General features: G+C 68.5%; 8 protein-coding genes. 6 read left to right on the top strand and 2 right to left on the bottom strand.

The window, feature by feature from the left end:
- Window positions 1-42: 42 nt before the first annotated feature.
- Window positions 43-1,212: a M20 aminoacylase family protein gene (locus ACREYQ_RS27820; protein ID WP_432261187.1), complete on the bottom strand. Its 1,170-nt coding sequence runs from the start codon at window positions 1,210-1,212 to the stop codon at window positions 43-45.
- Window positions 1,213-1,333: 121 nt separating this feature from the next.
- Between ACREYQ_RS27820 and ACREYQ_RS27815 the strand changes: the two genes are divergently transcribed.
- Window positions 1,334-2,293, top strand: a complete 960-nt coding sequence (locus ACREYQ_RS27815) for a LysR family transcriptional regulator (protein ID WP_432261186.1) — start codon at window positions 1,334-1,336, stop codon at window positions 2,291-2,293.
- A gap of 77 nt (window positions 2,294-2,370) precedes the next feature.
- On the opposite strand, the gene ACREYQ_RS27810 is transcribed toward ACREYQ_RS27815, so the two are convergent.
- The gene (locus ACREYQ_RS27810) at window positions 2,371-5,232 is read right to left on the bottom strand and encodes an AMP-binding protein (RefSeq protein ID WP_432261185.1); all 2,862 of its coding nucleotides are present in this window, start codon (window positions 5,230-5,232) and stop codon (window positions 2,371-2,373) included.
- Window positions 5,233-5,483: 251 nt separating this feature from the next.
- Here ACREYQ_RS27810 and mdtD point away from each other — a divergent pair, with 251 nt between their 5' ends.
- The 5 genes from mdtD to ACREYQ_RS27785 all read left to right on the top strand — a co-directional run bounded on the left by mdtD (window position 5,484) and on the right by ACREYQ_RS27785 (window position 13,145).
- Window positions 5,484-6,908 carry a multidrug transporter subunit MdtD gene (gene mdtD, locus ACREYQ_RS27805; RefSeq protein ID WP_432261184.1) on the top strand — a complete coding sequence of 475 codons (1,425 nt, stop codon included), beginning with the start codon at window positions 5,484-5,486 and terminating at the stop codon, window positions 6,906-6,908.
- Between the two features lie 126 nt (window positions 6,909-7,034).
- On the top strand, window positions 7,035-8,813 hold the full coding sequence (gene treF / locus ACREYQ_RS27800; protein ID WP_432261183.1) for an alpha,alpha-trehalase TreF: 1,779 nt from the start codon (window positions 7,035-7,037) through the stop codon (window positions 8,811-8,813).
- Window positions 8,814-9,034: 221 nt separating this feature from the next.
- Window positions 9,035-9,589 carry a fimbrial protein gene (locus tag ACREYQ_RS27795; RefSeq protein ID WP_432261182.1) on the top strand — a complete coding sequence of 185 codons (555 nt, stop codon included), beginning with the start codon at window positions 9,035-9,037 and terminating at the stop codon, window positions 9,587-9,589.
- A 100-nt stretch (window positions 9,590-9,689) separates the two neighbouring features.
- On the top strand, window positions 9,690-10,460 hold the full coding sequence (locus tag ACREYQ_RS27790) for a fimbria/pilus periplasmic chaperone (protein ID WP_432261181.1): 771 nt from the start codon (window positions 9,690-9,692) through the stop codon (window positions 10,458-10,460).
- Window positions 10,461-10,577: 117 nt separating this feature from the next.
- The gene (locus tag ACREYQ_RS27785; protein WP_432261180.1) at window positions 10,578-13,145 is read left to right on the top strand and encodes a fimbria/pilus outer membrane usher protein; all 2,568 of its coding nucleotides are present in this window, start codon (window positions 10,578-10,580) and stop codon (window positions 13,143-13,145) included.
- Window positions 13,146-13,189 lie beyond the last annotated feature (44 nt).

Here is a 13,189-nt window from a genome sequence, read left to right as displayed (position 1 = left end):
TGCCGGCCTCGGGACCGGTCATTGTTGGTGGCGTGGTGGGGCTCAGCGCAGGTAGCGCTCGACCAGCTTGACCCAGTAGGTGGCCGCAAGCGGCAGGCAGGCGTCGTTGAAGTCGTACCCGGGGTTGTGCACCATGCAGCCGCCCTCGCCATCGCCGTTGCCGACGATCAGGTAGCAGCCCGGGCATTCTTCCAGCATGAAAGAGAAGTCCTCGCTGCCGGTCAGCGGCACCATGTTGTCGATCAGGCCGTTCTCGCCCAGCCATTCGCGCGCGACCTCGCGGGCCATGTCCGTGGTGGCCGGGTCATTGACCAGCACCGGATAGCGGCGGTCGTAGTGCACCTCGGCGCTGGCGCCGAAGCCTTCGGCCTGGGCATGCGCCAATGCGGTGATGCGTGCCTGCAGCAGGTCGCGCACCTCGGCCTTCAGCGCGCGCACCGACAGGCGCAGCTCTGCGCTCTCCGGGATCACGTTGGGCGCCTTGCCGGCCTCGATCGCACCGACGGTCACGATGGCCATGTCGAGCGGGTTCACGTTGCGCGCCACCACCGACTGCAAGGCCATCACCATCGATGCGCACGCTACCACCGGGTCGACCGCCCGGTGCGGCACCGCGCCGTGGCCGCCGCGCCCGGTGACGCGGATCGTGACGGTGTCGGACGAGGCCATGAACGGCCCGCCCAGGAAGCCGAACTTGCCGGTCGGGTGGCCGGGCATGTTGTGCAGCGCGAACACGGCGTCGCACGGGAACAGGCGGAACAGGCCGTCCCGGATCATCTCGCGCGCGCCGCCCATGCCTTCCTCGGCCGGCTGGAAGATGACATGCAGCGTGCCCTGGAACGGCTTGTGCCCGGCCAGGTACCGGGCCGCGGCCAGCAGCGTGGCGGTGTGGCCGTCATGGCCGCACGCATGCATCTTGCCGTCGATCTTGCTGGCGTAGGGCAGGCCCGTGGATTCGTGGATCGGCAGCGCATCCATGTCCGCGCGCAGCCCGATGGCGCGGCCTTCGCCGTGACGCAGCGTGCCCACCACGCCGGTGCCGCCCAGGCCGCGATGCACGGCATAGCCCCAGGCCTGCAGGCACTCCGCCACCAGGTCGCTGGTGGCGAATTCCTCGAAGCCAAGCTCGGGGTGGGCGTGGATGCGGTGGCGCAGGTCGACCATCTCGGCTTCGATGGCGCGGATGCCGGGCAGGACGGGATCGGGATGCATGGGGTCTCCGGAGGATCTTGTCGGGGAATTGTGTGGAGCCATCTTATGCAGCCGCCGCACGTGCCGATAGCCGCAATGCTGTTATCCTGACAACCATTGGTTGTCACCATCCCGAGCCGCCATGACGATGAAACTCCACCAGATCCAGGCCCTGGTCGCCGTGGCCGATGCCGGCAGCATCCGCGCCGCCGCCCGGCTGGTCGGGCTGTCGCAGGCAGCCGTCACCAAGGCGCTGCGCGAGCTGGAAAGCGAGGCGCGGCTGCCCTTGCTGTTGCGCACCGCCAGCGGCGTGGCGCTGACCGAGGCGGGGCAGCGCATGCTGGGCCATGCCCGGCTGGTGGTCGGGCAGCTCGCCCGCGCCAGTGAGGAGCTGGCCACGCTGCGCGGCGAAGGAGTGGGGCGCCTGAGCATCAGCGTCACGCCGTGGGTCATGCTGACCTTCCTGCCGCGCGTGCTGCTGCGTTTTCGCGAACGCATGCCGGGCGTGCAGGTGGAGATCTTCGAAGGCCTGACCGCGGTGGCCTTGCCCCGCCTGCGTGAAGGCACGCTGGACTTTGCGGTGGGGCCGTTCACGGCCGCGATGTCCACGCAGGAATTCGAGTGCGAGCCGCTGCTTGCCTACACCTCGTGCGTGATCGCGCGGCGCGGGCACCCGTGCGCGGGAGAGCGGTCGCTGCACGGACTGCTGGAGCAGGACTGGGTCGTCAACTACACCGCGGCCAGCTACGAGTCCTTCATGCGCAACCTGTTCTGGCAGCATGAAGCCCGGATCGATCCGGCGCGGCTGCATTGCGCACACTCCACCGCATTGCTGCTGGAGTTGATCCGCAATGCCGGCATGATCAGTTATTGCCCGCGGCCGCTGCTGCTGACCGAGCCGATGCGCGGCTGGGTCCACGCCTTTGCGCTGGCCGAGCAGTTCGAGACCAGCCGGCTAGGCATCATCACGCGCCATAACGCGGTGCGCAGTCCCGCGGCGCAGTGCTTCACCGACTGCCTGCAGCAGGAGATCCGCCGCCGCTCCCGCTCGGCGGCGCAGAAGGACAGCGAGTTGTTCGACGCGCTGGAAGTCTTGTACTGAACGTCACGCCGCTTCTTCGTGGGGCTGCGTGCCGCCGTCTGCGTCGCGCCGCAAGGGGGCAGGGCGATACATTCGGTCTAGCCCCGCCCTGCATCCCGGTGTGTCGTGCGCCGCGCATCCGGTTCGCCGCAGTAATGCAGGATCTCGGCGCGGGCGGTGTTGCGCAGGCGCATGGCGGCCGGCCAGTCTGCCCCGTCCGGCCAGAGCGGGGTGCCGATGACCACGCCGATCGGCCCCCGGCGCGGCAGCCACTGGCCGTCGCGCAGCACTGAGCGGGTGCCGCGAATGGCAATGGGCACCACCGGCGCGCCGGCCCGCGCCGCCGCCAGGAAAGCGCCCGAGCGGAAGGCCTGCAGCCCCGGCGCGCGCCCGAAGGTGCCTTCCGGGAAGAACAGCGCCGACTGCCCGGCACGCACTGCCGCCACCACGCGCTCCACGTCCTCGTGCTCGCGCACGGTGTCGAAGCGATCGATAAAGTCGGCGCCGATGCTCGCCAGGTAGGTGCCGGGAATGCGCTGGCCCTGCAGTTCGCGCTTGGCAACCATGCACACCGGCGCGGGCAGCGCCGCCACCAGCACGATGCCGTCCAGGTAGCTGGCGTGGTTCGAGACCAGGACGCAGGGCCGGTCGCGCGGCAGGTGCTCAAGCCCTTGCACGAACCAGGGTAGCGCGCCCAGCCTGAGCAACAGCCGGGCGGCGTGGTGGCTGAAGGTCCAGCCCAGTGCCGGCCGGTGCAGCGCAACCGCTGCCAGCCAGGTCACAGGCGCCAGCGCTGCGAACAGGATCCAGGTATAGAGCGCGTAGGACAGGCCCGCGGCAGTCTGCCGGCCGCGCCGCAGCCCTGGCCGCAGCGCCCGCCAGCCAAAGCGCGCAATCTGCAGCCAGGGTGCTTGCACGCCGCGGCCGGGGCGACCGTGCTCGAAGCGCTCGCGGCAGGCGGCACGCCGGATCTTGCCGCTCGAGGTCTTCAGGATGCTGTGCGGCGGCACCAGGGCGATACGGTCCGGCGGCATGCCAAGCACATCCAGCGCGGTCTGCAGCGCCTGCCGGTGCAGCGCGCGGCGTGCCTGCACATCCTTCTCGGCGGTTTCCGCCATCACCACGATGCGTTCGGTGCCACTGTCCGGATCGGGGCTGCCGAACACGGCCACGCAGCCCTTTCGTATGCCGGGGATGGCGCCGACTGCCTGCTCCAGTTCATAGGGATAGATATTGCGGCCGCCGCGCACGATGGTCTCCTTGGCGCGCCCGGTGATAAAGACCTCGCCGGCAGCGATATAGGCATAATCCCCGGTGTTCAGCCAGCCGCGGTCGAACAACAGGCGGGTCTGTTCCGGATTGCGGTAATAGCCGCTGGTGGCCGAAGGGCCGCGGAACTGCAGCAATCCTTCATGCCGCTCGGCCAGTTCGCGCCCGGTGGCGTCGACGATGCGGACTTCGTGGCCGGACAACGGCCGGCCGCAGGACGGGAATTCCAGCGGCCCGCGCTCGTCAGGGGGCTCGCGTTCGCCAAGGGGCCTGGCCGGCACGGCCACGCCAGTGCGCGTGAAGCCGGCGCGGTCGACGCGGTCGGCGGCCAGCCCGCGGCCCAGCGGCGGAAAGGTCAGGCCCAGCGACGCCTCCGCCAGCCCGTACACCGGAGCGGCGGCCTGCGGGCGCAGGCCGTAGCGGGCAAAGCGCTCCATGAAGGCGCGCATGGTCTGCAGGCTCACGGGCTCGGCGCCATTGAAGGCGAAGCGCCAGCTGGACAGGTCCAGCCCCGCCAGGTCGGCGCTGGCCAGCTTGCGCAGGCACAGCTCGTAGGCAAAGTTGGGCCCGCCCGAGAGCGTGCCGCGGTACTTGTGGATCGCCCAGAGCCAGCGCTCGGGCCGCGCCAGGAAGGCAAGCGGCGACATCACCACCAGCGGATATGCGTAGTACAGGCTGCCCAGCCAGGCGCCGATCAGGCCCATGTCGTGATAGAGCGGCAGCCAGCTGACAAAGACATCCTGCGCGCCCACGGCCAGGGTCTTGCCCATGGCGCGCAGGTTGGCCAGCAGGTTGGCATGGCTGAGCACGACTCCCTTGGGCGAGCCGGTGCTGCCCGAGGTGTATTGCAGCAGGGCGATGTCGTGCGCGCGCAGCAGCGCATGGACCGGGGCGCCGGCGCTATCCTCCAGTTCGTCCGGCGTCAGCACGCTATGCAGTGTTCCCGTGCTGGCCTTGAGCAGGGCGGCCAGTGGCCTGGCCTGCGCAACCGTGATCAGGACCGGCGCCTGCGCGTTGGCCAGGATGCCGGCGTGGCGCTGCAGGTGGTCGCCGATCTGCGCCAGCCGCGCCGGCGGATAGAGCGGCACCGGAATCCCGCCTGCCAGCAGGATGCCGCAGAAGCAGTAGAAGTACTCGGGGCTGGTCGGCAGCATGATGGCCACGGTCGTGCCCGCCCGCACGCCGCGGGCGGCCAGCCCGGCGGCGATGGCCGCGGCGCGGCGGTGCAGTTGCGCAAAGCAGATCTTCGTGTCTTCGCCGGCGCCGTCCTGCAAGACGATGTGGGTGCGCTCCGGATGGCTGCGCAAGTGCCAGTGCAGCACGTCCGGCAAGGTGGCGGCGCCGTCGGGCGCCTGTTCCGCCGGGGCCGGGCGGGCTTGCCGCAGGTGCGTGCCGGCGGCGCCTGGCGGCAGGTCCCTGGCGGCGAGCAAGGCACGCAGCAGGGCGCGCGGGGTGTCTGCCTGGCCCAGCACCTGTTCCGGCAGGCTGACGCCGAAGCTTTGCTCGATGCGGGTCAGCAGCTCGGCGCGCGTCAGGCTGTCGAAACCCAGTTCGTCTTCGAGGGCGCTGTCCAGCGAGACCGTCACCTGCGCCTCGGCCTCGGCCGGCGGGCGCATTGCCGAAGACATCGCCCGCACGATGCCGAGCAGGGCATCCTCATAGTTATGCCGTGGGGATGAATCCTCTTTCATGCGCGTATCGCCTTTTCCACGCGCAACGGCGGCCGCCGGGTGCTGGCGGCCCTTCCGGATGGCGCCTGGACTGACACCCCTAAGATAGCCTGCGTGCGGAAATTGTCGAGGCAGGTGCCGAACCGGGCACAGGCCGGCAAGTCCCCGGCTTCCTGATTGCGATTTGCCTGTTCCGCCATACGCCATTAAGGTGTCGGCTTTGGCCGGCGCACACCGGGTCCCGGAGGGCTGGCCGGACCGGAGCCCGCCACATGACCACGCCCCAGCCCGACGACCACACCCGCCGCATCATGCTGTGGGTGGTGGCGGTCGGCTTCTTCATGCAGACGCTGGACTCGACCATTGTCAACACCGCGCTGCCGTCGATGGCGCACAGCCTGGGCGAGAGTCCGCTGCGGATGCAGTCCGTGGTGATCGCCTACTCGCTGACCATGGCGGTGGTGATCCCGGCCTCGGGCTGGCTGGCGGACCGCTTCGGCACCCGCACCATCTTCCAGACCGCGATCGGGCTGTTCGTGGCGGGTTCGCTGCTGTGCGCCTGCGCGCCGACGCTGAACTTCCTGATCGGCGCGCGCGTGGTGCAGGGCGTGGGCGGGGCCATGCTGCTGCCGGTGGGGCGCCTGGCGGTGCTGCGCACCTTCCCGCGCGACCAGTACCTGCAGGCGCTGAGCTTCGTCGCCATCCCCGGCATGATCGGCCCGCTGATCGGCCCCACGCTGGGCGGCTGGCTGACGCAGGCCCTGTCCTGGCACTGGATCTTCCTGATCAACGTGCCGGTCGGCGTGCTGGGCGCGCTGGCCACGGTGCGCTACATGCCCAATGCGCGGCTGACCGGCCTCGGTCCCTTCGACATCGCCGGCTACCTGCTGCTGGCCATCGCCATGCTGGCGCTGTCGTTCTCGCTCGACGGGCTGGCCGGGCTGGGCTTCCAGCACGCCACCGTGCTGATGCTGCTGATTGCCAGCATGGCCGCGCTGACCGCCTACGGGCTGCACGCCAACCGCCGCAGGCAACCGCTGTTCGCGCTGCGGCTGTTCCGCATCCACAGCTTCAGCGTCGGGCTGCTGGGCAACCTGTTCGCGCGCATCGGCAATGGGTCGATGCCGTTCCTGATCCCGCTGACGCTGCAGATCAGCCTGGGCTATTCGCCGTTCAATGCGGGGCTGATGATGCTGCCGGTGACTGCCGCCGGCATGGCGTCCAAGCGGCTGGCCACGCGCCTGATCCAGCGCCATGGCTATCGCCGCGTGCTGGTCGGCAATACCTTCATGGTGGGCCTGGTAATGGCCGCCTTCGCGCTGATCACGCCGCAGCTGCCGCTGTGGCTGCTGATTCCGTTGCTGGCTGTGTTCGGCATGGTCAATTCGATCCAGTTCACGGCCATGAACACGGTCACGCTGAAGGACCTGAGCGGCGCCGGTGCCAGCAGCGGCAACAGCATGCTGTCGATGGTCCAGATGCTGTCGATGAGCCTGGCCGTGACGTCGGCGGGCGCCTTGCTGGCGACCTTCCAGGGCCGCTTCGGCGGCGACACCGCGGCGGTGCTGCCGGCCTTCCATGCCACCTTTGTCTGCATGGGGCTGATCACCTGCGCGTCGGCCTGGATCTTCATGCAGCTGGGGGGCCGGGAGGCCCCGCCGGCGCTCGCGGGCGGGCATGGGGAGAAGGAGGTGTGAGCCGCTGCGCCTTGCACCTGGGTGACGCATGCGCTGCTTTTCGGTGCGGCTGCGAACTTACCCCGCACCATCCCGCTCCTATTTCTATCCCGTAGGAGCCGGCAGCACCCGGTCAAGGAGGTGCCCATGCAGCCGACCGGCAAGCCCGAACCCGCCATCCCGCCGTCGCCAGCCCCGGCTGCCGGCGCCAGCATGGTGCCGCGCACCGCCCCGGCCACGCCTGACGGCGCCGGCGCCGTGCCGGGGCCCGCCGCGGCGCCCGGCAAGGTCCATGCGGCGGCGCGGCCCGCGCTGGTCACGCACCGCGACTGCCCGCCGCCGCACGCGCTGCCCGGCTGCGCCTGCGCTGACATGCTGTCGCCCGCGGCGCGCTACGGCGAGTTGTTCGTCGATGTCCAGCACAGCGGCCTGTTTGCCGACAGCAAGACCTTCCCTGACTGCATTCCCAACTGCGACCCGGACCTGATCGTGGCGCGCTACCGTGAACTGCGCGACACGCCGGGCTTCTCGCTGGCCGATTTCGTGCAGGCGTATTTCACCCGCGCCACGGTGCCGGACAGCCACTACGTGTCCGAACCCGCCAGCACCCTGCGCGAGCATATCGACAGCCTGTGGCCGGTGCTGACGCGCGAGCCCGTGGCCCATCCGCCGCGGTCGTCGCTGTTGCCGCTGCCGCACCGCTACGTGGTGCCGGGCGGCCGCTTCGGCGAGCTGTACTACTGGGATTCCTACTTCACCATGGAGGGCCTGGCCGGCAGCGGGCGCGGCGACCTGATCGTGGAGATGGCGCGCAACTTCGCCTACCTGATCGACAGCTACGGCCTGGTGCCGAACGGCACGCGCAACTACTACCTGAGCCGCTCGCAGCCGCCGGTGTTTGCGCTGATGGTGGACCTGCTCGAGCGCGAGCAACTGGCCGGCGCCGTCGACTTCCTGCCGCAGCTGCGCCGGGAATACGATTTCTGGATGGACGGCGCCGAGTGCGTGCGGCCCGGCCACGCGCACCGGCGGGTGGTGTGCCTGCCGGACGGCGCCGTGCTGAACCGCTACTGGGACGACCGCCCGTGGCCGCGCGAGGAAGCCTTCCTGGAAGACATGGAGACCGCGATGCGCAGCGGCCGGCCGCACCACCTGGTGTTCCGCGACCTGCGCGCCGCGGCGGAGTCGGGCTGGGACTTCAGCTCGCGCTGGCTCGATGCGCCATCCACGCCAGCCGGCCAGCCCGCCGACCTCGCCACCATCCGGACCACGGCGATGTTGCCGGTCGACCTGAACGCTCTGCTCTGGCACCTTGAGATACGCTTGGCCGCGCTGTGCGAACAGGCGGGCGACGCCGTGGCGCAGGCTTACCGAACCGCCGCGCAGCGGCGCGAGGCGGCGATCCAGCAAACCATGTGGGACGGCAGCGCGGGCGCCTTTGTCGACTATGACTGGTGCCGCGGCGCGCCGCGGCCGTGCCTGACCGCCGCAACCGTGATGCCGCTCTATCTCGGCCTGGCCCAGGCAGCGCAGGCGCAAGCGGTGGCCCGGGCGGTAACGGACCGGCTGCTGGATGCCGGCGGCCTGGCCACCACGGAATGCGCCTCGGGCCAGCAATGGGACCATCCCAACGGCTGGGCGCCGCTGCAGTGGCTGGCCGTGCGCGGCCTGGCGCGCTATGGCCACGACGAGCTGGCGCGCGAGATCGCGCGGCGCTGGCTGGCGACCGTGGCCAGCCTCTATATCCATGAATGCAAGCTGGTAGAGAAATACCGCATCAAGGATGTTGCGGGGCGGGCCAAAGGCGGGGGCGGGGGTGAATACCCGTTGCAGGACGGGTTTGGCTGGACCAACGGGATCGCCAGTGCGCTGATGGCGCTCTATGGCGAGGTGCCGGCCACGTGCGGGGCGGCGGGCGCGCGGTGACGTACACGCATCTTTGTGACGTTTTCCCGCATCAAAGGAAAAAATTCCGAGGCAGATCTAAGGCTTGCCTGATTGGTGGCATTAAGCCCCCTCCCTATATTGCAGTGGTCCCCGGGGCGACCGGCAGCTGCAACAACCTTCTGACAGTTGCATGGCGGCACGGGGCCGGATCCGCTGGATCCGAAAGTCATTTACCCCTCAACTCATCTGACGCACCAATCATGACCCACACCAAGCTCTTCGCCGCTCTGATCGTCGCCGGCACCGCCATGGGCGCGCAGTTTGCGCACGCTGCCAATGCCGACGGCCAAATTACCTTCAAGGGCCAGATTACCGCCCAGACCTGCACGATCAACGGCAACGGCACGGGCGGCAAGAACTTTACCGTGACGCTGCCGACCGTCTCGGCCTCCACGCTGGCCAACGCTGGCGACACCGCTGGCCAGACCGGGTTCCAGATCGCGCTGACCAACTGCACCCCGAACACCGGCAACGTGCATACGTTCTTTGAGGCTGGCCCGACCACGGACACCACTACCGGTAACCTGATCGTGGATGCCGGCGGTGCCACCAACGTGCAGATCCGCCTGCTGAACGGCGGCGCCAATCCGGCCCCGATCAAGGCTGGCTTTACCGATGCGTCGCAGGGCTCCAACTCGGTCGCCATCACCGGCGGCTCGGCCACGCTGCCGTACTACGCGCAGTACTACGCAACTGGCGCAGCAACGGCCGGTGCCGCCAACTCAACTGTGATGTACTCGATCGCTTATCAGTAAGCCGTAGTACCCGGGGTGCGGAGCGTGTTACCGGCGCGCTCCGCGTCTCCCGGTCACCGAAACATTCCCGGTTCACCCCAGCAAGTCCCCCGTTACCGTCATGAAATCGAGCATCAAGTCCCTGATTTCCGCCGGCGCTATTGCGCTGGGGCTCATGAGCGCGCTGCATGCGCAAGCTTCCGTGGTCATAGCGGGCACGCGGGTCGTCTATAACGCAAAAGACACCGAGACCACGATCAAGCTGACCAACGAAGGCAAGGCGCCGGCGTTGACGCAGGCGTGGATCGACAAGGGCGACCCCAAGGCGGCACCGTCGTCCATCGAAGTGCCGTTCACCGTCACGCCGCCGGTCGCGCGCATCGACCCGAAAAAAGGCCAGACGCTGCGCATCATCTACACCGGCGAGCCGCTGCCGCAGGACCGCGAATCCGTGTTCTGGCTCAATGTGCTGGAGGTCCCGCCCAAGCCGACCGCCGAGGAAGCCGATGTCAACAAGCTGCAACTGGCCTTCCGCTCGCGCATCAAGCTGTTCTTCCGCCCCGTGGGCCTGAAGGGCAATGCCGACGACGCGCCCGGCAGCATCAGCTGGCGCCTCACCCATGCCGGCGGCAAGCCGGCGCTGGAAGCGACCAACCCCGGCCAGTATCACGTTTCCTTCGCCAGCCTCGAACTGGTTGGCGGCGGCAAGACCGCGAAGTTTGAAGAGGGCGGCATGGTCGGCCCGGGCGAAACCAGGACGTTCCCGCTGACCGGCGATGTCGCGCAAGGCCCCGGGGCCAAGGTTCGCTACAACGCCATCAATGACTACGGCGGCGCCGTGAACGGCGAAGCCGCACTTGGCAGCAGCGGCGCCCAGGCCGCATCGCGCTGACCACACGCCGGGCCGCGCCCGGCGATCTCCCAGGCTGATTTCTCCGATTGACGATGCCGCAACAGGCGGCAGGGACAAGCCTTGCCCGCGCATGGCCAGATGATCCGGCATACACCCATGAAAACCCGAAAGACCTCTTCCTTCCCTTCCTCGCTGCGTCCGGCCAGTGCGGTGGTGTTGTCCTTGTTCGCCAGCGCAGGTGCATGGGCAGCGCCCGGCGGTGCCAGTGGGTCGACGCTGGTGGCGGAAGTGGAGTTCAACGACACCTTCCTGCAGCAGCCCGGCGGCAGCCGCATCGATGTGAGCCGCTTCAACAAGGGCAATGTGGCCTTGCCGGGCAACTATCGCGCAGAGCTGTATGTCAACGACGCGTGGCTTGGCCGAGCCGAAGTGACGCTGCGCCAGGTGGGCGAAGACAGCCGCAATGTGCAGCCGTGCTTTGACCGTGCCGCGATCGGGCGCATGGGTGTCGACATGGCCAGGCTCTCGCCGCAGGCATCGGCACGGCTGGACGCTGGCTGTGTATCGCTGCCGGAGCTGATCCCCGATGCCACGGCCAGTTTCGACATCGGCGAGCAGCGTCTGGACGTCTCGGTGCCGCAGATCGCCATGTCGCGTTCGGCGCGCGGCTATGTCGATCCCAAGTATTGGGACGAAGGCGTGACTGCGGCACGCCTGCAGTACAACGCCAACGTCTACCACACCGATTCGAGCGGGATGTCGACCACGCAGAGCTACGTCGGGGTGAACGCCGGGCTCAACTTCGGCGGCTGGCGCTTGCGCCATCTGGGCAACCTCACGCACGGCGATATTGAGGGCACGCGCTACCAGAGCGTGCAGACCAGCCTGCAGCGCTCGATCGCGCCGATCAGGAGCCAGCTGATCATCGGCGATGCCTTCACCGACGGCACCATGTTCGACAGCTTCGGCTTTCGCGGCGTGCAGGTTGCCAGCGATGACCGGATGTACCCGGAATCGCAGCGCGGCTATGCGCCGACAGTCCATGGCATTGCCAACAGCAACGCCCGCGTGCAGATCCGACAGGGCGGAAACATCATCTACGAAACCACGGTTGCCCCCGGCGCGTTCGAGATCAATGACCTCTATCCGACGGGCTACGGCGGCGACCTTGAAATTGTCGTGACCGAAGCCGACGGCAGCGTGCATACCTCGCGCATGCCCTATGCCGCGGCGGTCAACGCGCTGCGCCCGGGCGTCACGCGCTTCAGCGTGACCGTGGGCCAGTACCGCAACACCTCGATCCAGAGCAAGCCGCTGCTGATGCAGGGGACGGTGCAGCACGGCATCAGCAATATGGTGACCGGCTACGGCGGCTTCATTGCGGCGCAGGACTACACCGCGGTGATGGCGGGCGGGGCGCTGAACACGGACGTCGGCGCCTTCGGCGCCGACGTGACGCAGGCCTGGACCACGCTGCAGAACGCGTCCAGCCGGAGTGGCCAGTCCGTGCGGCTCTCATACAGCAAGCTGGTGGCGCCGACCAACACCAACCTGACGCTGGCCGCCTATCGATATTCCAGCAGCGGCTACCTGAGCATGGCCGATGCCATGGCGCTGCGCGACCTGGACCAGCGCGGCCTGGGTGCGAACATGTTCATGAGCGGCATCCAGCGCGGGCGCCTGCAGATGACCATCAACCAGATGCTGCCGCAGGGCTATGGTTCGTTCTACCTGTCCGGCTCCACGCAGAACTACTGGAACCGCAGCGGCAGCGACACCCAGTTCCAGGCCGGCTACAACAACAGCTACAAGCGGATCAACTACGGTGTCTCGGCGTCGCGCCAGTTCAACGTGGGCTCGGGCAGGTGGGACACCCGGGTGATGCTCAACGTGGGCGTCCCGCTGGGCAAGGGCCAGCACGCACCGTACTCGATGACCAGCCTGAGCCACGACTCCACCGGCGGCACCTCGCTGCAGGAATCGGTGACCGGCACGCTGGGCGAGGACAACGCCTTCACCTACGGCGTGAACGCCGGCTACACCGGCGGCGGCAACACCAGGGACGCAGCCACCGTCGGCGGCAACGTCGGCTATGTGTCGCCGATGGCTACCCTGGCGGCCAACGCCAGCACCGGCCGCAACTACTCGCAAGCGGGCATCGGCATCAGCGGCGGCATTGTCGCCTACGCGGGCGGCGTGGCATTCACGCCGATGGCGGGCGACACCATGGCCATCATCGAAGCCAGGGATGCAGCGGGCGCGCGCCTGGCCAACGGCAGCGGCCTGCGCGTGGACCCCTGGGGCCACGCCATCGTGCCGACCCTGATGCCGTTCTCCACCAACCGGATCGAGATCGACCCCAAGGGGCTGCCGATCAGCGTGGAACTGAAGACCACGCAGCAGAACGTGGCGCCGACCGCGGGCGCGATCGTGAGGATGAAGTTCGAGACCGACAATCCGGGACGCGCGGCGATCCTGCGCGCCAAGGGCCCGGATGGCAAGCCGCTGTCTTTTGGGGCGGAGGTTTTCGATGCGCAGGGTCAGAGCATAGGCACGGTCGCACAGGGCGGTCGCATCATCGCGCGTGGTCTGAAGGCGGATGCCGGCCAGTTGAACGTGAAGTGGGGTAGTGCCGCTGCCGAGGCATGCAGGCTGGACTATGCCTTGCCGAAGGACGACGGAAAATCAAGGGCCTTTCAAACTGTGGATGCAAGGTGCCGTTGATCCGTGTCGAGGCCGTGTCTCATCGAGTGGTGGATGCTGGCCGG

The sequence above is a fragment of the Cupriavidus sp. TMH.W2 genome, from assembly GCF_050847365.1.
Taxonomy (GTDB): domain Bacteria; phylum Pseudomonadota; class Gammaproteobacteria; order Burkholderiales; family Burkholderiaceae; genus Cupriavidus.
This window is presented reverse-complemented; position numbering and strand designations above follow the sequence as displayed.